This window comes from Lysobacterales bacterium, from assembly GCA_014946745.1.
Classification (GTDB): Bacteria; Pseudomonadota; Gammaproteobacteria; order Xanthomonadales; family Xanthomonadaceae; genus Aquimonas.
The window spans coordinates 571,605-593,666 of sequence record JADCRD010000001.1 but is presented as its reverse complement, the minus strand read 5'-3'; the positions used below and the strand labels follow the sequence as shown (position 1 = coordinate 593,666).

Here is a 22,062-nt window from a genome sequence, read left to right as displayed (position 1 = left end):
TCGACATGGACGAGGTCGTCGCCGACTCGCTCGGCCGCTTCCTTTCGATCTACGAGCGCGAGTACGGCGAGCGCGTCGAGCGCGCCAGCCTGGCCGGTCGGCATCTGTTTGATGCGGTGCCCGCCGAGCGTCGCGAGGCGGTGCGCGCGTATCCGCGTCGCGAGGAGTTCTTCCATGACCTCGATGTCATCGAGGGCAGCGTCGAGGCGGTGCGTGCCTTGAACGAACGCTACGAGATCTTCTTCGCCACCGCGGCGATGGAGTACCCGAACTCCTTCCTGCCCAAGTACGACTGGCTGCACCAGCACTTCCCCTTCGTGCCCTGGCGCAACTTCATCTACTGCGGCGACAAGTCGGCGGTCTGCGCCGATTTCCTGATCGACGACCACAGCCGCAACTTCAAGGGTTTCCGCGGCCAGGGCCTGCTGTTCAGCGCGCCGCACAACCTGTTCGAAGACGCCCCGGTCCGCGTTCACGACTGGGCGGACGTCCGCCGCCGCTTCGCTCTCTGAGGGGCCTCATGGAACCGGTCACCGTTCTCGGCCTCTGCGCCGCCTTCTGCACCAGCGTGGCCTTCCTGCCGCAGGTGGTGCGCAACTTCCGCCGGCGCAGCGCGGGCGATCTGTCGGTGGTCAGCTTCAGCGTCTTCAGCCTGGGCGTGCTGCTCTGGCTCGGCTACGGCATCGTCCTGAATGACCTGCCCATCATCCTGTCCAACGTGTTCACCCTGAGCGTGAACCTGATCAACCTGGGCCAGGTGGTGTGGTACCGGCGACATCCCGGCGCCGCGCGGCCCGACCGCTGACGCGCGTGCAGGCCCCACGGTCACAGCGGACACGGGCGCGCATCCCCCAGGGCCTGCTCACGGGCGGTGCGCCATGAAGTTCTTCGACACCCAGCGCCGCGAAGCGCGCAATCGCAGCCTGTGGCAGTTCGCCTATCTCGGCGCGATTGCCGCCACGGTGCTGAGCATCGCCGGCCTCTGCCTTGCGCTGCTGATGGCCATCGGCTGGGTACAGGACGCGCCCGCGCGCGTTTTCGCCGCCCTGCTCGCAGGGGTCGTTATCGGCGTGGCTGCAGCCGTCCTGCGCTCGCCGCTGCGCGGCGCCAGCGCTGAACTGCAGGCCCAACGGCTCGGTGCCATCGCGCTCGACACCGAAGGCCATCCCGAGCATCGCCAGCTGCGCAACGTCTGCGTCGAGATGGCGATCAGCGCCGCCATCCCGCCGCCGAAGATCCGCCTGCTGCCGCACTCGACCTCGGCCAACGCCTTTGCGCTCGGGCGTTCTCGCGAGGATGCCGTGCTGGTGGTCAGCGCCGGCAGCTTCGTGCATCTCACCCGCGACGAGCTGCAGGCACTGATGGCCTGGTGCATCGGCCGCGTGCGCGACGGCGACTGCGCGCTCGACAGCGGGCTGCTCAGCCTGCACTACGGCCTGATCGCACCCTTCGAGATCTGCATCGATCTGTTCCGCGGCCTAATGCGTCAGGCCTCGCGGATCGTCCTGGGCTACACCCGCCTGGGCACTCCGGCGGATGCCCGCAGTTTCGCCGCCGTGCTTGGCCTGCCGCTGCTGCTCGGCGCCCTGATCAGCGGCCTCGGCTACGTGTTCGCCAGCCTGCTGCAGGCAGCCGCCGTGCGGCGCGGCATGTTCAAGGCCGACGCCGCGGTGGTGGAACTCACCCGCACCCGCGAACCTCTGCTTGGCCTGCTGCTGAAGCTGGGCCAGGACTACGCGCTGTCGCGCATGAACATCACGCTCGCCGATGAGCTGAGCCACTTCTGCTTCGCGCCCTCGGGCTGGCTGGCGCGCCTGTTCATCGAGAGCCACCCCAGCGTCGAGCGTCGCGTGCAGCGGCAGTCGGCCGGCATCGATCGCAGCACGCTCGACCTGCGGTCGCGGCGGCGCGCGCCCACGGAGTCGCGCCCGCCGCAGTCGCCCCCACAGCGCGAGACCGGCCTGCTGCCAGTGTGGACACAGTTCGCGCAGGGATCTTCAGCCGTGCTGCCCGCGGCCAGCGACGTCGCGGCGTCCGCGCTGGCCTCCGCACACATCGCCCGAATCGGGATCGACGCGAACGCGCGCGCATCGCAGGCCGAGGCCGCAGCGCCGGCGGCGCTATCGACGCCCTCGCCCAGTGAAGGCGCGGACGCCGCGAGCGACGCGCCGCCCCTGGCAGCAGCCGTGCCGCTGGATCACCGTGACGACGCCATCGCCGCCCTGTTGGGGCTGTTCGTACTGCCGCTGCAGCTGTCGCCCCTCAGCCAACTGTTCGCCGCCAACCACGCGCTGTTCGAGGGCGCGCTGCCCGATGCCATGGAATGGCGAGCTCGCCTTCAGCCGCTGCCGGGCCCAGTACGGATCGCCTTGATCGAACGTCTGTGGCCGCAGGTAGCCGGCCTCTCGCGGCCGCAGGCAGGACGGCTGCGCTTGGCGCTGCAGCGGCAGATGCTTGCCGACGGCCGGGTCGAGTTGGCCGAGTGGACGCAATGGGCGGTGTTGGAGTCGCTGGGGCGTCAGTTGAACCCACGGCCGCGACAGATCGTGCGCCAGGCGCTGTCCCTGCGCGCCGCCGAGGCGCGCCAGCTGCTGCTGTGGATGGCGCGCCGCAACGCCGGGTCGGATGCGCCCGCCCTCCGCCACCTGCAGGCGCAGGAGCAGGCCCTCGGGCTCAAGGTCTCGACGGTGCTGCCCGGCGAACACCCCGCTCTGTTCGACAGCGCCGTCGACCGGCTCGCCCTGCTGCAGCCGCAGGATCAGCGGCTGCTGCTGGATGCGCTGGTTACCATGGCCGCGGCCGACGGCCAGCTGTGCGCGCAGGAGTGGCTGCTGCTGCGTGGGCTGGCGGCGCTGTGGGACCTCTCGCCCGCGCAGCTGCCTGATACGTTCAGGTGGGACGCCCTCACCGTCTGACGAACGCGCTGCGCGCTCCCGTGGCCGGTCGCGCTACACGGCGATGCCCGCCGCGTGTCCCGAGGCCCAGGCCCACTGGAAGTTGTAGCCGCCCAGCCAGCCAGTGACGTCCATCACCTCGCCGACGAAGTACAGGCCCGGGCAGAGTTTCGATTCCATGCTGCTCGACGACAGCTCGCGGGTGTCAACGCCGCCCAAGGTGACCTCGGCGGTGCGATAGCCCTCGGTGCCGCTGGCGACCAGCGGATAGCGCTGCAGGGCGCTCGCGATCTGCTGCAGCTCTTTCGCGTTGAACTGGCGCATCGGCCGGCTCTCGATGCCGTCCTCGCACAGGCGCTGGGCAAGGCGCTTGGGCAGCAGCTCGGCCAGCACGGTGCGCAGCTCGGCCGCGGGGCGCTCCTCGCGCAGCGCCTGCAGGCGCGCGAACGCGTCCTCACCCGGCAGCAGGTCCAGGGTGAGCGGCTCGCCGGGCTGCCAGTAGGACGAGATCTGCAGGATCGCCGGCCCGCTGATGCCGCGATGGGTGATCAACATGGCGTTGCTGAAGCTCTGCTTGCCGGCAGTGGCGGTGACAGGCAGGGCGACGCCGGCGAGATCCTGCATGCGCTCGGCGTGGGTACCGCTCAAGGTCAGCGGCACCAGGCCGGCGCGGGTCGGCAGCACCGTATGGCCGAACTGCCGGGCCAGCGCATAGCCGAAGCCCGTGGCGCCCATGCTGGGAATCGACAGACCGCCGCTGGCCACCACCAGCGTCGGCGCATCGAACACGCCCTGGGGGGTGCGCAGACGAAAGCCGGCCTCAGTCTTCTCGACGGCTTCGATCGAGCACTGCGTGCGCACGTCGACGCCCGCGGCGGCGCACTCGTCCAGCAGCATGCGCACAATCTGCTTGGAAGAGTCATCGCAGAACAGCTGGCCGAGTTCCTTCTCGTGGTAGGCGATGCCGTGGCGCTCGACCATGGCGATGAAGTGCTCGGGCCGGTAGCGCGCCAGCGCTGACTTGCAGAAGTGCGGATTGGCCGAGAGGAAGTTCTCGGGCCGCGTGCCGGTGTTGGTGAAATTGCAGCGGCCGCCGCCCGACATCAGGATCTTCTTGCCGCAGCGGTTGGCGTGCTCGATCACCCGCACGCGCCGCCCACGCTGGCCGGCGGTAAGCGCGCAGAACAGGCCGGCGGCGCCGCCGCCAATCACCAGCACATCGAGCGCATCGCCCTCAGCCACGCGTGGCCGCCTGCAGCACCACCGGTGTCGCGCTCACAGTCGCGGCCTCAGTCATCAGCTGCACTTCGCCTTCCTGCACGATGCACTGCAGGCGCATGCCGCGGGCCAGCAGGGCGGCCAGGGCTTCGGCCGTGCCGGCGGGCAGCTCGATCACTTCGAGATTGGCGCAGCGCGCGAGCGCGCTGGCGTTCTTTTCCCACCAGATCTGGAAGGCGCGGCCGCTGTAGCCGATCAGGGTGACTTTGCGCGCGCGGCCGCAGGCGCGGCGAAGCGCCGCCTCCTCGGGCTGGCCCAACTCGATCCAGTGTTCGATCTCGCCGGTCAGCGACTTCAGCCACAGATCCGGCTCGCCGTCGGCACTGAGGCCGCGGCCGAACTCCAGCCGCTCCTGTGCGCACAGGGCGAAGGCGAACAGCCGCACCATCAGCCGCGCATCGGTCTCGGACGGATGCTGGGCAAGCGTCAGGCTGTGGCTGGCGTAGTAGTGCCGGTCGAGATCGCTGATCTCGAGCTCGGCGCGGTGGACGGTGGCTTTGAGCGCCATGGGTGCGTGGCCTCGCTTCAGGGTCGCGCAGTGTAGGCGCTGCGCCGGGCTGCTGCGGCGCAGCGCGATGCGCCCGCTCGGACTTGCTAGCCTCGGCCGGACCGACGCCGGTGACGCCACGATGAGCCCGAACAGGATGAGTCCCAACCGGCAGGCTGCCGCACCCGGACCCAGCCCCGCCGACGAGCGCCCCTTTGTCGTGCCCTGCGCGGACCTGCATCCCAGCGCGCCGCTGCGCTGGCTGCGGCTGGGCTGGCGCGACCTGCGCGCCGCGCCGGGCCTGAGCCTGCTGTTCGGTGCGGTGATCGTGGCGGTGAGCGTCGCGGTGTCGGCATTGGCCTGGTCTTTGGGCCGCTTCGCCCTGCTCGCCACCCTGCTGTCCGGCTTCGTCTTCATCGCGCCGCTGATCGCAGTCGGGCTGTACTGCGTCAGCCGCGGGCTGGCGGCGGGGCGCCGGCCCACGCTGGCGGATTCCTTCACCCTCGCCCGCCGCGTGGTCGGCCAAGCCGGCGTGTTCGCGCTGGCCCAGCTGGTGATTCTGCTGGTGTGGTCGCGGGCAGGGATGATGGTGAACGCGTTCTTTCCGATGGACGCCGGCAACCTACCGGGGCTGATCGAATTCCTTCTGATCGGTTCGGCGGTGGGCTCGGTGTTCGCCGCGATCACCTTCGCCACTGCGGCGTTCTCGCTGCCGATGATCGCCGATCGCGACGTCGACATGGTCACCGCCTGCGTGTCGAGCATCCACGCGGTGATGCGCAACAAGTTCACCATGCTCGTGTGGGTGGGCCTGATCGTGGCGCTCACCGCGCTCGGCTTCGCCACTGCCTTTCTCGGGCTCGGCATCGTCATGCCGTGGCTGGCCTATGCGGCCTGGCACGGCTACCGCGAAACCCTGGACGCGAGCGGCTGGCCGGCGCTTGACTGAAGCCACGCGCCCCGCCTTGGGGATCGAAGATTCACGGCGGCCGCGGCAGGATGAGCGCCCTTCGTCCACGCAGAGACACCCACCATGCGCCCCGCTCGATCGATGCTGCCGCTGCTCCTGTGCGCCCTGCTGTCCGCCTGCGCCAGCGCGCCCGCGCCCAAACCCGCGGCTGCGCCGATGGCCTCGGCCCAGGCCGGCGCGCTCGACTTCGAGCGCATCGTGGTGAGCGCCCAGCCCACGGCCGACGACCTCCGGCAATGGCGCGCCAGCGGCGTAAGCACCGTGTTCAACCTGCGCACGGCCGAGGAAATGGCCGACCGCAGCCGCGTGCCCTTCGACGAGGCCGCCGTGGCCGCCGAACTGGGCCTCGACTACCGCGCACATCCGATTGACGGCAAGGCCCATCCCTTCAGCCCCGCTGCGGTCGACGCCTTCGCCGAAGCGCTGGCCCAGGCCGATGGCAAGGTGCTGGTGCACTGCGGGACAGGCGTGCGGGCGGGCTGGCTGTATGCCGCCTACGCCGTCAAACACCAGGGCATGAGCCCCGAGGACGCGCTGCGCTCGCTGGCGCCGCTCGGCCACTGGCCGCTGCCGCTGGAGCAGATGACCGGCCTGCCGCTGCGGCTGGAGTTGAAGTCCGCAGACGAAGGCTGAGCGCCCGTGACACAGCCCTCCGCCGACTGCGGACGCAGTCGACGGAGAGGTCTCACAGACGCTCAGCGCACCTCGATTTCGCAGCGCTTCTTGCGGCGCGGCGCAGGATCCTCACCAAACGCACGCAGGCTGCATTCGACGCCGCCGCGGAACTCGCCGGCCACGTAGCGGCCGTCAATGCCGAACCGCACCAGCCGCACGCCGCGGAAGTCGCAGTAGTCGTCTTCCTCCGCGCAGAACTCGAAGCGGCCGCCGCCGACACCGCCGCCCATGCCGCCACCCCAGCCGCCACCGCTATCCAATCGGAACTCGCAGGACTTCCGCTTGCCCCGCGCGGGGTCGCCGAACTCGCGCACCGAGCACGCGACCGAACCACCGCGGTAGGACTGCTCGTAGTAGCGGCCGTCGGCACCGAAGCGCACGGTGGCACGGCCCGGCAGATTGCAGTAGCCGTCTTCCGAAGCGCAGTACTGCCAGCCCTGGCTGCCGCCTTGCCAGCCGCCGCCCTGCCAGCCCCCGTCGCCGCTGCGAACCTCGCAGTACTTCGAACGCCCGGGCGCAGGATCACCAAAACTGTCGTTGCTGCACATCACCTGGTTGCCGCGCACTTCGCGCTCGTAGAAGCGACCATCGGCGCCGTAGCGCACCAGCGCATAGCCACCGCCAAAGCGGCACATCCGCCCCTCGCGCGCGCACTGGGTCCAGCCGTAGTCATCACCGACCGAGCCTCCGTCCCAGCCGGAGTCGCCGTAGTAACGCACCTCGCACTGCTTGGAGCGGCCGCGGTAAGGGTCGCCGAACATGCTGTTGTCGCAGCGCAGGGTGGCATTGCGCACTTCCCGGTAGACGTAGCGGCCGTCGGTGCCGTAGCGCACGACGCCCCAGCCGCGCACGCTGCAGCGCTCGCCCTCGCTGGCGCAGAAACCCCAGTCGCTCGCATAGCCGCCGTAGCGGGAACCCTTCTGCATGCCAGGCCCCGGCGGCTCGCTGCCCAGCTCGGGGCCGATGTAGCCGTCCTCAGGCTGGGCCTGTACCGAGCTCAGCGGCACCAAGGTGCAGAACACGCCAGCCAGAGCCAGCACAACGCGCGGCAGTCCCGCACAGATAAAACGGCTCAACGCACGCATGCTGCACCTCTCGATGGGGACTGCGGCGCAACGATAGAGCCCCGGGGCCATCCCCGCCAAGCGCGTAGCTCAACGCGGGCTGAGCGATCGAGTGAGGCTGCGAGCCCGTCGACCTGCGATCGCCGGCGTCGCTGGCGACCGCGCTGGCGAAGCCGCCTCCCGCTTCAGCCGACGCAGGCGCGCGGTGGTCTGCAGCGCGGGCGAGTCATTTGCCCCACAGCGCCTCCAGCCGCGCATCGCGCCCGCAGCGGCTGCGGTAGTAGCTGTAGCGGATCGGGTTCTTCAGGTAGTAGTCCTGGTGGTAGTCCTCGGCCGGCCAGAAGCGCGCGGCCGGCAGCACCTCGGTGGCGACCTCGCGCCCGAAGCGCTTCGACAGCTCGGCGCGGCTGGCCTCGGCCAGCGCGCGCTGCTCTTCGTCGAGGGCGAAGATGGCGCTGCGGTACTGCGGCCCGGCGTCGCAGAACTGCCGGTTCACCGCCAGCGGATCGACGTTGCGCCAGTAGGTGTTGAGCAGCTGCGCATAGCTCACTTTGGCGGGGTCGTAGCGCACCTCGACCACTTCGATGTGGCCGGTGTCGCCCGCCGACACCTGCTCGTAGCTGGGGTTGTCGACGCTGCCGCCGGCATAGCCCGAGGTGGTCGAGAGCACGCCTTCCATCCGGTCGAAGGGCTTCTCCATGCACCAGAAGCAGCCGCCGGCAAACAGCGCCACGCCGACGCTCGCACCTTCCGGCACCGGCGGCGGGGTGTGGCTCTGCTCGCTGATCTGCACGTCGACCACCTCGGAAGCCAGCAGGGTGCCGATCAGCCCGAGCTTGAGCAGGATCGCCAGCCACGGCGCCCAGTGGATGGCCGAGAAGCGCGGCTCGCGGCGGCTCACGTGCGCAGCTCCGGCAGCGGCTCGCCCTGCGGCACGAAGCGCAGCGCCAGACCGTTGTTGCACCAGCGCTGGCCGGTGGGCTCGGGGCCATCGTCGAACACATGGCCCTGATGCCCGCCGCAGCGGATGCAGTGGTACTCGGTGCGCGGGTAGATCAGCTTCCAGTCGCGCTTGGTGCCCATCACGCCGGGCAGATGGGTGAAGAAACTCGGCCAGCCGCTGCCGCTCTCGTACTTGTGGGCGGCATCGAACAGCGGCAGGAAGCAGGCCGCACAGCAGTAGGTGCCGGGTCGATGTTCGTTGTTGAGCGGCGAGCTGCCGGCGCGCTCGGTGGCCTCCTCGAACAGCACCGAATACGCGGCGGGGCTGAGCAGAGCCTTCCACTCGGCCGGGGTCTTCTGCAGGCGCTCGATGGCGGGGCCAGCCTCCGCGTCATCTCCAGCGCTTGCACGCTCACCGCGCGTGGCCAGCCAGGCCACAGGTGCCAGCGCGACAGCGCTCAGGCCAAACAAAAAGGGTCTGCGTTTCATGAGACGTGCTCCATGCATCCACTTGACGCCCGCCGCGCGACGCGCTGGCCGCGGCTACAAGACATCAAAGGTCGGACAGAGGAGGTCTTGGGGTGGTGAATGATTGCAGGTGTGGACGCATTGCGGGCAGCGGGCACACGGGCCTGACTGCCCCGCTCGGGCGGCCACAGCCTGGCCAGCGCACCGTGGGCGCTGCCGCGCTGCCGATACGGCCCGCATTGCCGTCAGGTCGACGGGCACCGGAACGAAGTCAACAGCGGGCCCGCGAAGTCCGACCTGCCAGCCACCGCCACGGCGTACTCGGATTCGGCGCGGTCACCGCGCCCTGCCGGGCCTCGCGTGGTGTGGACCTGCCGCCGTGCGTTCCCGCCGCATCGATCGCTCGGAGAGTCCGCAGCGTTGGGTCGCGGATTCTTCCTATACTCCGGCGCGGTGCGCTGTCCGACGGCACCGTCAGCGGCATAACCCCACTTCGGAGATTCAACAATGCGCGAACTCGAAACGACCGAACTTGAGCTGGTCTGCGGCGGAATGAACAAGTCCGACTTCGTCAATGGAGTGACCCCGCCCCCGCCGCCGCCGGTGCCGTCGCACGAAGCCTGAGGGGTCGACAGACCCTGAGTTGCTGCGGCTTCAGCGGCCCAAGCTCACGCCTGCGCCGCAAATGCATCGGCCGCCGTGAGACTTCAGGGTTTCGCGAGGGCGGAGTTGGACTCCGCCCTCGCTTCTTGCGGAGCCCGCAGCACACCCGGGCGCTCCTGCAGCAGTGTGCCCCTGCTGACCCTGCGAGCCCCGCAACGCGCCGGAAGCATCGGCGCCAGCCCTGCCCCACTTCAACCCGCGTCGCGCCTCGCCTTTGCGGCAGCACCGCCGCCGCGAGGCTCGATCCTCAAGGTTCCTCCGACGCATCGGCGCGACGCCCGGCCGCGCTCGGCAGCGGCTTTTGGATCGAGATCAGCGGCTCCAGCAGCCACTCCCAGAGGCGACGGGTTTCGCCAAGCACGTCGGCCTCCAGCAGCATCCCGGGCTTGAGCGGCTCGGCGCGGCCGAAGGCGAGCACGTGCTCGTGTTGGAGGCCCACCACCACCCGATAGACAGGCTCCGTCACGCTGGTGCCCACCGCCAAAGCGGCCAACTCAGTGCGTGAAAGCGCACTGCGCGACACCCGGATGACTTCACCGCGCGCCTGGCCGAACTTCTGGTACGGAAACGCCTGATAGCGAAGCAGCACCGGGGCTCCGGGCGCGATGAAGCCGATCGCCCGGCTCGGCACGAGCAGGTGGGCCTCCAGCCTGGCGCCATCGGGCAGCAGCGTGAGGATGGGCTGGCCCTCCTGCACCGACTGTCCTGCGTGACCGAGCAGGGCGGACACCACTCCCGCGACGGGCGCCGCCAGCACGACTTCGCCGCGCGTCTCGCTCTCGATACGTTCCTGGCGGAGACTGACGCGGTCCCGCTCGGCGGCCGCGCTCAAGGCGTCGATCTGCAGCGGCACGCTCGCCAACTCCAGCGACACCGCTGCGAGCTGACGGCGCAGTTGACCGGCTTCCCTCAGCGCCTGCTGCAGCGTCGCGCGCTGCTCCAGCAGCTCCAACTGCTGCTGTTGCCACTGCGCCAGCGTCACCATCTGCCGCGCGTGCAGCTCGCGAACGCGCGCCTCCGCCGCTTCCGCAAGCGCCAGCTGATCCCGGCGCAGTGCCGTCTCAGCGGCGAGGCTCGCGAGCTCGTCCTCGATCGCCTGACGCTGCTCGACCAGACTGGCCTGACGACTGCGCAGCTGCGCGCGCTCCGCCTCGTAGCGGTCGTCGAGCGCCTCGGCGCGGGCATCCAGAGCGCCATCCACCGCCGCGAACGCGCTCGGGCGCCGGTCGGTGCCGCTGGGCACCTCGATGCGCACCAGCGGCGCGCCCGCGTCGACGCGATCCGCCTCGGCGACCGCGACGCGGCTGAGCATTCCTTGATGCGGGGCTTGCAGAGTCACCAGCCCACTGCTCGGCACCAGCTGGCCGACAACCCGCGTGCGGCGGGTGTACTCGCCAAACGCCAGCAGGCCCAGCACCAGGGTCGCGGCAAGGCAGGCCAGCACCGCCAGCAGCCAGGTACTCGGCCCCTGGGCGATCGAGATCGGGCCGAGCCAGGGCATGCGGCGGGCGGCCAGAACCTCCTCCCGGAACAGCGGGCTGCTCACTCGGCGCCCTCGGCGGGCGAGCCCATGCGGTCTGCACGCAGCGTCCGGTTCTCGACGATCCGACCGCCCTGCAGGACCAGCACGCGATCGGCAGAGGCAATCGTCTCCGGTCGGTGCGCGATGATCACCCGCGTCAGCTTGAGCCGCCCGACCGCCGCGTTGACCCAGCGCTCGCCTTCGACATCCAGCTGGCTGGTCGCCTCGTCCAGCACCAGCAGACGCGGCTGCCGATACAGCGCGCGCGCCAGGATCACGCGCTGACGCTGGCCGCCGGAGAGCGAGGCGCCCATGTCGCCCACCAGGGTGTGATAGCCCATGGGCATCGCCGCGATCTCGTCGTGGATCCCCGCCATGCGCGCGGCCTCTTCGATGCGCGCAAGGTCGAAGCTCTCGTCGCCCAGCGCGATGTTCTCGATCAGTGATCCTGCGAACAGCTGATCGTCCTGCATCACCGCCGCGCTCATCTGCCGGTACCGATACAGGCCCAGATGGCCCAGCTCGATGCCACCGACTTCGATCCGCCCCTCCTGCGGCGTCATCAAGCCCAGCAGCAGCTTCGCCAAGGTCGATTTTCCACAGCCCGATGCGCCGACCAGGGCCACGGACTCACCCTCCTGCACGTCGAAATCGAGGTCCTTCAGCACCCAGCGCTCGCCCTCGCCATAGCGGAAGCCCAGGCCACGCACGCTGAGGCGTGCCGCCACAGGTGCCGCGCGATCAAGCTCGCGTCCGTCGGCTTCGGGCGCGGTGAGAACGATGTCCGACAGCCGCTCCGCGTGCAGGCGCAGCATGCGCAGATCGATCAGCTTGTCGATCAGCGCGGCGACCCGGGTCGCGAACTGGTCCTTGTAGGCGAGGTAGGCGATCAGCATGCCCACCGAGAACACGTTCTGAAGCGCCAGCAGCGCGCCGAACCAGATCACGGCGATGCGCTCTACGCCGAAGATCAGCGACTGCGCGGTATGGAAGCCGAGTCCGAGCCGGGCGAGGCCGACCTCCTGATTGCTGGTGTCGACCATCAGCCCGCTGTAGGCGGCCTGTCGCTGGGCTTCAATGCCCGCAAGCTTGAGGCTCTGCATGCCGCGAATCGACTCCAGCAGATGCGTCTGCTGCGTGGCCGCCGCCTCAAGCTGGGCCTCGGAGCGCTCGCGAAACGCCCGGAAGGTCGCGAACCGGAGCGCCAGATACAGCGCCACGGCGGCCAGCGTGATGAGGGCGAGCGTGCCGCTGTACACGAGCATCAGCACGAGCGTGGCAGTCGCCATCAGCCCATCCACAATCGCCTCGACGAAGCTGTGGGTCAGCGTGCGCTGCAGGGTGCCCACCGAGCCCATGCGGGACACGATGTCGCCGAGGTGGCGCTTCTCGAAGTAGGCCATCGGCAGGCGCAGCAGATGCGCGAACACGTTGCCGCTCCACTGCAGGCCGATCTGCGCCGACAGTGCGACGACCGTCCAGCCGCGCAGGCCGGCAATCGCGACCTGCAGCAGCAGCGACAGCCCGAAGGCCAAGCCGAGCACCGTGAGCAGGTCCCGATCGGCGGACACCAGCACCTGATCCACCGTCCACTGCAGGAAGAACGGCGCCAGCAGCACGAACACCTGCAGCGCCATCGACAGGCCGAAGACCAGGGCGAGCGCGCGCCACAGCCCCTGCGTACGCCCGGCCAATTGGCGCCAGGACACGCTGGGCGCCTGCGGCCTGGGCTGGAAATCAGGCCCCGGCGACAGCTCCAGCGCAACGCCCGTGAAGTGCCGCGAGACCTCCTCGAAAGCCATGCGGCGCTCACCGCGCGCCGGGTCGAAAATCACCACGCCGGCGCGGTCAACCTTGGCCAACACAACGAAGTGGTTGAGGTCCCAGTGCAGGATGCAGGGCGTGGCAAGCTGGCCGAGCTCGCTCAGCTCCAAGCGCAGCGGCCGGCTCTGCAGCCCCAGCTTGCCGGCCATCGCGACGAGCTGGCCGAGGGTCGCGCCCTTCAGCGACAGCGAAAAGCGCTGTCGCAGTTCCGCCAGCGAGCAGCGGTAGCCCAGAGAATTCGCCACCATGGCCAAGGCCGCCAAGCCGCATTCGGCGGCTTCGGTGGCGCGGATGGGCGTGGGCGGAAACGGCACGGGCGCCGTTCGAACGGAGACAGGCTTCAACGGTGCTCAGGCGGAGTGTGGGGCCGCGCGCATGATGCCCTGAACGGGCTCGGAGACACACCGCGCCGCAAAGCACTGCGCCGGCCTTCGAGCCGGGCACGGCCTGCGGGCGGGCGCCTTCAAGCCGCGAGCGGAGACCTGTCCAGGCCTTCCGCTCCGCAGGCTCCAGCAAGACGGAGCCCGCAGGGCGTCAAGGTGCGGTGTCGGGTACGCGGCAGCAGCAGCGGCGACAGAGGCAGCTCGAACGCGGTTGCGAGGTCGAGCGCCCCTGAGTGGGCCGGAGCCACCGGGTGGGCCCGGGAGTCAGGCCGAAACCTTCGCGTTCGCGCTCGCCGCTGGCTGGCCTTCGGCAGCCCGGTCCGGCCGCGGGTAGTTGGGCTCCGGTTCCAAGGGCCGGGCCGGTGGCACCACCAGGGTGCTGTGCATGTGCAGCGTGGCCTGCGCAAGCTGGCCCAGCGGCACCGTCTCGATGCGCGGCCGGTTGATCGGAAGAACGGCGGCTTCGTAGATCGTCACCGGATGATCGCTGGGGTAGTCGCGCAGCAACCGGTCAACCATCTGCTGCCGCTGCTCGACCGTGCTGGCCCGCACCGCGTAGGTGCGATCGCCCGCCAGGCCGATCTGCCAAAGCACCAGCCACGCGCTGGTATCGAGCGTGCGTCGGTAGAACAGGAGCTGGCTCGCCTCGTAGTGCGCGCAGCCGACCTTGCCCGGGTCCAGCCCAAGGTCGGCGTAGAGACAGTCCTCGGCCGAGATGCCCGGGTCCATCACCGCCTCGAAGCCCTCGGCGCGGGCCTGGGCAATAGCGGCATGCGGCACCTGTGCGAACACCCCCGGGTGGCCGTAGAACGCCCCCACGACACGCTTGCCGGCGCGCACCTCGGCCAGCATGGCCTCGGCCATCTCGCGGTAGGTGCGCTGACGCGGCTTGCCCACCGCATACAGCCCCTGCAGGCTCACGATGCGCGGGTTAAGGGTGGCCACCCACTGCTCGACCAGAGCTTCGCTGGCCGCCACGAACACCACGTCGGCGGCTTCCAGCCACCCCCGCGAGCGCGGCGTCAGATGTGCGCCAAGCATCATGCCAAGGCCAACGCAGGCCAACTGGCCACGCGGTGCTTCTTCAACCGTCATGCAGAACTCCACTCATTGGGCGGCGCCTCGAACACCGAGGTGCCCGAGGCGCCTGGTTCAGCCTGCTCAGGCCAGCTCTTCCGGCGTCAAGACGCCGCAGAAGTACGGTTCGGCAGTGCGGACCTCCAGCTCAGGCGTGTTGACCGCGCAGAAGTAGGTCTTCGCCTCGATCGATGCCGCGTCGGTGGCAATCTCCTCTTCTGGGGTCGCCACCCAGCAGAAGTACGTGTTCGCCTCGTTGGCCGCTTCTTCCGGCGTGAACACAAGACAGGAAAGGGTGCTGGCATCCGCCGCGAGGGCAGCCACCTGCCGGCGCGTGGCGGCGTCCAGTTGATCGGCGAGGTCTTCCAGGCGCAGCGTGGGGCTGCGGCCCAGGGTTTCCAGCAGTGTCAGCAAGTCGGACATGAGGCGTATCCAAGAATTGAGTGGTGTGGGGTGGGCGTAGCCCGCCGCAAGGCTACCATCCGAGTCAACACAGAAGATGCGGGGCCCCGATGCCACCGCATCAAGCGATCCGCGGTAGCGCGGTGAGAGCGTTGCCGTTGCGTCCTGTCACCGCGCGGAGAAGGCGCAGACACGCAGCCGGTGAATGGCGCGGGGCCAGTCGTACGAATCAGACCAAGCACTCGACAGCGCTTGTGGGCGCCCCTCCATCGAGCGCGGCGCCGAGGGCTTCGAGCACGCCACGCACATCGCCCTGAAGAGATCGCAGCCGCGCTCACCGGGCGAGTGGATCCTCGGCGCGATGCTCCCATCCGCAGGGCCAGGGTGCGTCGGCGCGAGCGGGGCACTGCGCAAAGCCGAGGCGACGCATCAGCGCAGCAGCGGCCGGGTTCGTGGGTGCGTGGTGACAGGTGAGCGTAGCGATCTGCGCCGTGCGAAACGCCCACGGCATGACCGCGGTGATCGCGGCCGTGGCCGCGCCCCGCGCCTGCCAGGCCGGCCGCAGCAGCACGCCGAGCTCGACCTCGCCCCCCGCCCAGCGCTCGCTGCGGAGCGCAAGCCCAAGCAGGCCAGCCCTGCCCTCGGCATGCTCGATGATCCAGTGGCGAAAACGCCCTGCCTCGTCGTCCTGATGCCGCAGCGACGCCGCAGCCGCGCGCTCGGCACGCTCCCGCGCAAAAGGCGGGCCCACCTGCCGCATCACCTCGTCGCTGCAGAACAGCTCCGTGTATAGAGCCTCGTCGCCGCACGCATAGGGGCGCAGCACAAAGGGATGGGCACTGAGTGAGGTCGGAGTTGTCATGCGAAAAGCCCACTGGAGATTTCATCAAGCACGCCACGGTCGCAGATCCGGGCTTGATCCAGCCAGCGAGGCTGCACACGAACGCCGAAAAACCGAGAGAGGCCCCACTCGACGCATCAGTCGCCTGAGCCTCGCCGCGCTATCCGGCTGATCGTCGCGTAGTGCAGGTCGAAGTGTGCACCGATCTCGCCCAGCGTGTAGGCACCCGTGGCGTAAGCGCGGCGGATGGCTTCGTTGCGATTGGGGGCTTCCGATTCGATATGGCGCAGCGTGGGCGCGAGGCGCTGGCGGCGGGGGACTTCAGGCGAGACGGGCTCGACCGCGTTCGCCACCTTGGCGACGAAGGCCTCATCGCCGAGGAAGCTCTGCGCCTGCACGTCGGGTTCGAACGCTTGCCCGACGCCTTCCGCCACGAATCGCGCGAAGGCCGAACGGGCGGCGGCGCGCTCTGTGCCGAACAGCGACAGCGTGCGATCCGCCGCGAGACCGGGCAAAGGTTTGGCCTGCCCCATCACGGCCGGATCGCTGCTCCAGCGCCAATCGCCAGTACCGCCACACAACCCTGCGCGCACCGGGTTCAGCACGATGCAGCGCTGCAGCTCGGTGAGGTAGGCGTCCTTGTCGACCAGGATGGCTTTGTAGCGGCCCTGCAGCACATGCCGTACCGCAAGCGACCGGCAACGACACCTACCGCTGACTCTCGCACAGTGCTGGGCTTGGGTGGAGTTGCGGGCCGCGGCGCGTCGTGTGTCTGAGGGGCGGTGGGTCGAGACCCACCCTATGGCGGAACGTGCCAAGCGCGGTGGGCTACAGACGCGTTCCCGCCTCGTCAGCCAGCGCTACCAGCACAGCTTCGCCGCTCTGCGCGTTGACGCGGAACACGCCGAAGCGGGCATCGCGATAGCGCTCGACCTCGCCCTCTTCGAAGAAGAAGGCGTTGGTGCCGAGCCAGACGCGGTCCTGGCGCAGGCGGAAGCGCAGGCTGAGTTCCGGCGTGGGGTTGCCCCAGTCGAGTTCGACCACGCCGCGCGCATCGAGCTTGACCGGAGCGCGGCCGACACCGCCCTCCCGAACGTCGGCTGCGCTGCCAGACGCCGTCTGCTGCAGTCGCGCGCTCTCGATCTGCTCGCTCAGCGCGAAACGCAGGGCCATGTAGTCGCCCTGCATCAGTGAACGGGGGTCGATGGGCGCCAGCGGCAGCAGCACCTCGCGGCCGTTCTCGATCACCCAGGCCTTGCCGGCCCAGGCCGAGTTGAGTGCCCCCAGCACCAGCACCGCGGCCAGCACGGTCCAGCCGCGCGCCCACCGGCGCTCGCGCAGAACTGCGGCTGCGGCTGCATGCGTGCTCGCCAGGTTCGCCGATGCATCGCTCATGCTCGCTCCTCGATCAGCCAGTAGGCGGCGCCCAGCAGCGCCGCTCCCATCAGCAGCATCACCAGCGACTTCGCCAGCAGGCTCACGCCCAGCGCGTAGTAGAAGCTCGCCACGTGCACCAGCAAGCCGAGCAGACAGGCCGCCAGCAGCAGACGCGCACGCTGCTGAAAGGCCACCGCCGCAGCCGCACACGCGGCGAGCAGCGAGAGCAGCGGCCACAGCGCCAGCCAGTCCCGGCTGCCGTCGCTTTCGCGAAACACGAAGCCGCCCAGCGGATCGGACAGGGGCGTGGCGAAGGCGAGTGCGAGGATCACGCCGATCAGCACCGCGCGCAGCAGCTCGGAGCTGCGCGAGGCCATCCAGCGCGCTTCGCTGCGTGCGATCCACACTGCGGCCAGCAGCATCGGGCCCCAGCACAGCAGCCAGACCCACAGCGCGGCCGCCAGCGAGGGCGGGGCTTCGGCGCGCCAGTACAGCCAGGGCTCGCCCAACAGGCTCCAGCGCAGGGCCATCACCCAGGCGATGCAGGCCGCCAGCACGTTCAACACCCGCGCTGCGGGGCGCGCCGCCACGGCAGCGAGGCATGCGAACAAGGCCGCGCTGGCGAACAGTGTGGGCTCGGCGCGATCGAGCGCACTTCCGATTGCCGCCACCGCGGCGCATTCGGCAGCGACCAGCAGAGCCAACCCCAGCTGCCAGGGAAACATGCCGAGCCCGTCCACTCTGAGCAGCAGCAGCCCGGGCACACCCCAGAGCAGGGCCAAGGGCAGCAGCGACTCCGTGCCAGTGACGTTCCAGACCAGCACGGTCACCAGCATCAGCAGCAGGCCCGCGAACCAGGCGGCGGCGCCGAGCATGAGGCCGAGATACCAGACAGGTTCTGGCGCAGGCGCAGGCGCTTCGCCGGCCGCGAGGCCGCGTTCGACCAGCCACCGCCACAGCCGCGCGTTCTGCGCTGGGGGCTCAGTCTGCATGGCGCTCTGCCTCCCAGCGACGCACCAGCGGCAGCAGCAGCACGCCGGCGACGGTTGACGAAGCCACCACCCACAGCGGCAGCAAGAACAGGGCGACTTCGCTGCCGCCATCCGGCATCCAGTGGATCAGCACTGCGAGACCGATCAGCACCAAGCTGGCCGCCAGCGCGACCGGGCCCAGCGGTTCGCGCCGCGTGCGAAAGCAGAAAACCCCGACCAGCACGGCGACGATCAGATAGCCGGAAACCACCCCGGCAACATCCGAGCTGTCGATGATCGACAGACTCGCGACAAACGTGCCGTAGCCCAGCCCGGCCACCAGCAGCAGACGGCGCAACCAGCGCGGCAGCCAGAGATCGATGCGCGGGACGTGCATCGCGCGCCATTCGGCGAACGCCCACAGCAGGAGGTTCGGCAACATCAGGACCTGCACGCTGACCGCCCAGCTTTCTCTGCCGAAGCCGAGCAGCAGCCACAGGGGATGCTGGCCCGGCAGCACGCCGCAGATCAGCGACAGCGTGAGGTTGCCGACCAGCAGCCAGGCGGCGGTGACCGGCGGCCAGCGCGCGGCGATCACGAAGGGCAGGCCCAGCGCCGTCCAAAGCAGGAACAGCTCGTACACGTCGGCGCCGGTCTGGAAGGTCTGCCCGAACAGGGCGAACAGCGCGCCAGCGCCAATGAAGCCCAACAGCAGAGCCGCACGTCCTGCGGGGTGAGGCGGTGCTCGCCACAGCGCGATAGCGATACACAGGGCGAACAGCCCCTGCAGCAAGGCCAGCCGCTGGCCAGGCGACAGCGCAGACCAGTTCGCAGCGATGAAGAACACCACGCCGCAGCCCAGCGCCAGGACGCCTGCAGTCAGCGCGAACCGGCGCAGCGCCGCGCGCCATTCTTCCATCGTCGGCAATGCGCCGGCCTCGGCCAGGAGCTGTGCGCTGGCTGGAGCATCCAGCTTCGCTGCGCGCGCCAGCGCATCGAGCGCGCCTCGTGACACCGCGTGTCGGCTCATGCTCACCCCGGAGGAAAGTGACGCCGCACTGGGTCGGCGCGAATGCAGCGGGCGAAACTCGGGTTCGAGTGTGTTGGCGCGGGCATCGGTGAAGCAAGTCGCAGCCGACAGCCGGCTGCGGCGAAGCGGACGCGGCGCGGGCCTCGACACGACGAGAGTCGCGGGGCGCAGGGCGACGCGGATCAAGACCGTTGTCGCGGGCGCCGTGCGCTGGCTCGATCGCAAGGCTCGGAGCGTGCGAAAAATCCAGATGCCGCAGCGAAAGTGTATCTGGGGTTCGTGGCGAAGCGCGCTAGATGAAATCACGCGAAGTTTGGTGGAATCGATCACCGCGGAATTCGCGTCGTCCGCAGAAAGCGCGGGCGTGGCCCCGTGCACGATGCGCGGCGGCAGCTTGAGGCATTGCGCCGGCAGGTCGAAATGCCCTCGCAAGGGCATCGGCAACGAAGCGCAACGGTGGCAACGGCGCGGAAAGCGATCGACAACAGCGGTGGGTCAAGACCCACCCTATGCAGGATGAGAGGCTCGGTGGGTCAAGACCCAGCCTATGGGTTTCGCATTGGCAGCGGGCTGTGAACTGCATAGGGTGGGTCTTGACCCACCGAGCGTTTCACCCCGCTGACGCTGCGCCTCGCCCGGCCGCAGGCTAGGCAGAACTCGCGCGCTTGACCCACAGCCGCCGCAGCGGCGCGATTGCGCCCGCGAGACCCAGGGCATGTCCGCGCAGCAGGGTCGGCAGCAGGGCATCGTTGGAGAACATCCGGTTGAGACCGTCGAAGCTGTACGCCGCCAGCTGGTTCTCGCTGCGCCGACGACGCGCATAGCGATCGAGCAGGCGCGGGCTGTGCAGAGGTTGGGCACGCGACCGGGCGTCCGCCGACAACGCCAGCAGCTCGCGCGCGTCCTGCAGGCCGAGGTTCACCCCTTGGCCGGCCAGCGGATGCACGGCGTGCGCGGCATCGCCGGCCAGCAGCAGCGGGCCGCTGCGATAGCGCTGGGCCAGCTGCAGTTTCAGCGGAAACAGCGCGCGCGCCGACGCCAGGCGCATCGCGCCCAGCCGCGCATCGAAGGCGCGGGTGAGTTCACGCTCGAACGCATCGGCGTTGAGACCGCGCAAGCGCTCGGCCTCAGCGCTCGGCAAGCTCCAGACGATCGACACGAGCTCGTCCGCACAGGGCAACACCGCCAAAGGGCCGGTCGGCAGGAAGCGCTGCCAGGCCGTGTGCTGGTGCGGCTGTGCGGTGCGCAGATACGCCACCAGACCGCTCTGCGCATAGTCGTGGCCACGGGTCTCGATGCCGGCCAGCGCGCGCAGCGGAGAGTGCGCGCCGTCGGCGGCGATCAGCAGCGGCGCGCGCAGGCTGGCGTCTTCCAGATCAAGCACCGCGGTGCCGTCTTCCTCGGCATAGCCCTGCACACGCCCCAGCCGCACATCGACGCCCGCTGAACTGAGCGCCTGCCACAGTTGCCACTGGATCAGCCCAGCCTCGACGATGTGGCCCAAGGCGCGCAGACCCGACTCGTCGGCGTCGAGATGCAAGGGCGCCCCGCCGCCAGCATCCCAGACGTGCATGGCGCGGTAGGGCTGCACGCGGGCAGCAGCGATCTGCGGCCACACGCCGACTGATTCCAGCAGCGCCTGTGAGCCCGGCGCGATTGCGTACACGCGCAGGTCGAGCGCGTCTTCCGCCCGCCACTCTGCAGGCGCATGCGCTTCCACCAGCACCACGCGTCGGCCTTGCTGGGCCAAACCCAGCGCGATGGTCGCACCGACAATGCCGGCGCCAACCACGATGGCCTCATGCCCTGCCCGCGCGCGGCTCATGCGCGCCTCCGCAGTTGTTCGAGCGCCGCCAGCGCGGAAGGCTCGGCGCCCATTGCGCCGCGTACCAGCGGGTGCGCGAGGTCGGTGAAGTGATCGCAGGCCGCGAGGCCCAGCCCGCGCAGCCAGCGCACCGGCGCGGCAGTGTGCGCGAACAGGCGCGCCAAGCCGTCGCTGAAATCGAGGGTCCGCGCGCGGTCCGACTCGCGGCGCCGCGCGTATTCGGCCAGCAGGGTGGGCGAGCCCGCATCGAGCTCATTGCCGTCGATGAGCAGGCCCGCCAGCGTCAGCGCGTCGCGCAGCCCGAGATTGAAGCCCTGCGCACCGATCGGATGCAGGGTTTGCGCGGCATTGCCGATCACCACACAGCGCGGCCCGTGCAGGGCATTCGCGACGACCATCCGCATGGCGTAAGCACTGCGCCGCCCTGCCCTGCGCAGCCGCCCCAGCTTCCAGCCAAAGCGCTGCTGCAGCAGCGCGAGATAGCCGGCCTCGTCCAGCGCGTGCACGGCCTCTGCCTGCGCCTTGGGCACCGTGAGCACGCTGCCCAAGCGAGTGCCCGCGAGCGGCAGCATCGCCACCGGGCCGTCTGCGGTGAAGCGCTCATAGGCGATGCCGCCGTGCGAGCGATCCGCTTCGACGACGCTGACGAACAGGGTCTGGCCGTAGTCGCTCCGGGTCGAGCCCAGGCCGAGGGACTCACGCAAGATCGAGTCTGTGCCCTCGGCAATCACCAGCACGCGGGCCCGCAGCGTCTCGCCGCTATCCAGATCGACGCGCACCGCGTCATCTTCGCGCTGGGCAGCCACCACAGTGGCCGGCGCGCGGCGCAGCAGGCTGCGGCACTCCGCGAGACGCCGCTGCAGGGCCTGACCCAGTTCGCGCGCCACCACCACACCGCCGAAGGCGTCCACGCCGTGCGATTTCGCGTCAAGCCGCACGCGGCCAAAGTCACCTGCGCTGCTGACGTGCACCCCACGAATCGGCACCGGCGGGCTGTGCAAATGCGCCAGCACGCCAAGCGCTTCCAGCGCATCAAGACTCAAGCGGTTGAGTGCGAGGTTGCGCTCGTCGAAGCTCGGCGGCTGCTCGCGCTGCGGCGCGCTGGCCTCCACCAGGGCCACGCGCAGGGGCCCGCCATCCAGCGCACAAGCAAGGCTGCTGCCGACCAGGCCGCCGCCGACGATAAGGACATCCAGCGGCGTCGCGGCCAGGGCAGCGGAATCTGAGGACGTATGCATGCCGCAAGTGTAGAGGCTGGCCGGTGGCGAGGAGGTGGCGACGACAGCCAGGAGCGAAGTCATCGGGACGCACTGCCCAAGTGCAGACCGCGCGGCCGTGGTGGCTGAGCTCAGCTCTCCCCTTGCGGGAG

General features: G+C 69.8%; 21 protein-coding genes. 5 read left to right on the top strand and 16 right to left on the bottom strand.

Features of this window, described 5'->3' with window-relative positions; all coding sequences use genetic code 11:
* Window positions 1–5: 5 nt before the first annotated feature.
* The 3 genes from H4O13_02465 (at window position 6) to H4O13_02455 (ending at window position 2,915) form a co-directional block, all read left to right on the top strand.
* On the top strand, window positions 6–512 hold the full coding sequence (locus H4O13_02465; protein MBE5314245.1) for a 5'-3'-deoxyribonucleotidase: 507 nt from the start codon (window positions 6–8) through the stop codon (window positions 510–512).
* Window positions 513–520: 8 nt separating this feature from the next.
* Window positions 521–805: a SemiSWEET transporter gene (locus H4O13_02460; GenBank protein MBE5314244.1), complete on the top strand. Its 285-nt coding sequence runs from the start codon at window positions 521–523 to the stop codon at window positions 803–805.
* A 73-nt stretch (window positions 806–878) separates the two neighbouring features.
* Window positions 879–2,915, top strand: a complete 2,037-nt coding sequence (locus tag H4O13_02455; GenBank protein MBE5314243.1) for a hypothetical protein — start codon at window positions 879–881, stop codon at window positions 2,913–2,915.
* 33 nt (window positions 2,916–2,948) lie between these two features.
* Here H4O13_02455 and H4O13_02450 read toward each other — a convergent pair whose 3' ends face one another.
* Window positions 2,949–4,136 carry an NAD(P)/FAD-dependent oxidoreductase gene (locus H4O13_02450; GenBank protein MBE5314242.1) on the bottom strand — a complete coding sequence of 396 codons (1,188 nt, stop codon included), beginning with the start codon at window positions 4,134–4,136 and terminating at the stop codon, window positions 2,949–2,951.
* Window positions 4,129–4,680 (bottom strand): YaeQ family protein, encoded by a 552-nt coding sequence (locus H4O13_02445; GenBank protein ID MBE5314241.1) that lies wholly within the window; start codon window positions 4,678–4,680, stop codon window positions 4,129–4,131. The genes H4O13_02450 and H4O13_02445 overlap by 8 nt, the downstream gene beginning before the upstream one ends.
* 136 nt (window positions 4,681–4,816) lie before the next feature.
* Between H4O13_02445 and H4O13_02440 the strand changes: the two genes are divergently transcribed.
* Window positions 4,817–5,608 carry a DUF2189 domain-containing protein gene (locus tag H4O13_02440; GenBank protein ID MBE5314240.1) on the top strand — a complete coding sequence of 264 codons (792 nt, stop codon included), beginning with the start codon at window positions 4,817–4,819 and terminating at the stop codon, window positions 5,606–5,608.
* A gap of 84 nt (window positions 5,609–5,692) precedes the next feature.
* Window positions 5,693–6,262, top strand: a complete 570-nt coding sequence (locus H4O13_02435; protein MBE5314239.1) for a dual specificity protein phosphatase family protein — start codon at window positions 5,693–5,695, stop codon at window positions 6,260–6,262.
* Between the two features lie 62 nt (window positions 6,263–6,324).
* Here H4O13_02435 and H4O13_02430 read toward each other — a convergent pair whose 3' ends face one another.
* From H4O13_02430 to ubiH, 14 genes are all read right to left on the bottom strand, one after another.
* A complete protein-coding gene (locus H4O13_02430; GenBank protein ID MBE5314238.1) occupies window positions 6,325–7,380 on the bottom strand; it encodes a hypothetical protein in 1,056 nt (351 codons plus the stop codon).
* A 214-nt stretch (window positions 7,381–7,594) separates the two neighbouring features.
* The gene (gene msrA, locus H4O13_02425) at window positions 7,595–8,221 is read right to left on the bottom strand and encodes a peptide-methionine (S)-S-oxide reductase MsrA (GenBank protein ID MBE5314237.1); all 627 of its coding nucleotides are present in this window, start codon (window positions 8,219–8,221) and stop codon (window positions 7,595–7,597) included.
* Between the two features lie 44 nt (window positions 8,222–8,265).
* Window positions 8,266–8,799 carry a peptide-methionine (R)-S-oxide reductase MsrB gene (gene msrB, locus H4O13_02420; protein ID MBE5314236.1) on the bottom strand — a complete coding sequence of 178 codons (534 nt, stop codon included), beginning with the start codon at window positions 8,797–8,799 and terminating at the stop codon, window positions 8,266–8,268.
* Window positions 8,800–9,688: 889 nt separating this feature from the next.
* A complete protein-coding gene (locus H4O13_02415) occupies window positions 9,689–10,987 on the bottom strand; it encodes an HlyD family efflux transporter periplasmic adaptor subunit (GenBank protein ID MBE5314235.1) in 1,299 nt (432 codons plus the stop codon).
* Window positions 10,984–13,080, bottom strand: coding sequence for a peptidase domain-containing ABC transporter (locus H4O13_02410; GenBank protein ID MBE5314234.1), 2,097 nt, complete (start codon window positions 13,078–13,080; stop codon window positions 10,984–10,986). Before H4O13_02410 ends, H4O13_02415 begins: the two co-directional genes overlap by 4 nt.
* Window positions 13,081–13,434: 354 nt before the next feature.
* Window positions 13,435–14,265 (bottom strand): hypothetical protein, encoded by an 831-nt coding sequence (locus tag H4O13_02405; protein ID MBE5314233.1) that lies wholly within the window; start codon window positions 14,263–14,265, stop codon window positions 13,435–13,437.
* Between the two features lie 66 nt (window positions 14,266–14,331).
* Complete coding sequence (locus H4O13_02400; protein MBE5314232.1) at window positions 14,332–14,670, bottom strand: hypothetical protein; 339 nt, start codon at window positions 14,668–14,670, stop codon at window positions 14,332–14,334.
* A gap of 313 nt (window positions 14,671–14,983) precedes the next feature.
* Entirely contained in the window at window positions 14,984–15,511 is a 528-nt protein-coding gene (locus H4O13_02395; protein ID MBE5314231.1) for a GNAT family N-acetyltransferase, read from the bottom strand.
* A 116-nt stretch (window positions 15,512–15,627) separates the two neighbouring features.
* A complete protein-coding gene (locus tag H4O13_02390) occupies window positions 15,628–16,167 on the bottom strand; it encodes an addiction module toxin RelE (GenBank protein MBE5314230.1) in 540 nt (179 codons plus the stop codon).
* 151 nt (window positions 16,168–16,318) lie between these two features.
* Entirely contained in the window at window positions 16,319–16,885 is a 567-nt protein-coding gene (locus H4O13_02385; protein ID MBE5314229.1) for a GDYXXLXY domain-containing protein, read from the bottom strand.
* Complete coding sequence (locus H4O13_02380) at window positions 16,882–17,859, bottom strand: DUF4401 domain-containing protein (GenBank protein MBE5314228.1); 978 nt, start codon at window positions 17,857–17,859, stop codon at window positions 16,882–16,884. The genes H4O13_02385 and H4O13_02380 overlap by 4 nt, the downstream gene beginning before the upstream one ends.
* Window positions 17,849–18,868: a DUF2157 domain-containing protein gene (locus H4O13_02375; GenBank protein ID MBE5314227.1), complete on the bottom strand. Its 1,020-nt coding sequence runs from the start codon at window positions 18,866–18,868 to the stop codon at window positions 17,849–17,851. The genes H4O13_02380 and H4O13_02375 overlap by 11 nt, the downstream gene beginning before the upstream one ends.
* A 646-nt stretch (window positions 18,869–19,514) precedes the next feature.
* The gene (locus tag H4O13_02370; protein MBE5314226.1) at window positions 19,515–20,693 is read right to left on the bottom strand and encodes an FAD-dependent monooxygenase; all 1,179 of its coding nucleotides are present in this window, start codon (window positions 20,691–20,693) and stop codon (window positions 19,515–19,517) included.
* The gene (gene ubiH / locus H4O13_02365; protein ID MBE5314225.1) at window positions 20,690–21,931 is read right to left on the bottom strand and encodes a 2-octaprenyl-6-methoxyphenyl hydroxylase; all 1,242 of its coding nucleotides are present in this window, start codon (window positions 21,929–21,931) and stop codon (window positions 20,690–20,692) included. The genes H4O13_02370 and ubiH overlap by 4 nt, the downstream gene beginning before the upstream one ends.
* Window positions 21,932–22,062: the final 131 nt, after the last annotated feature.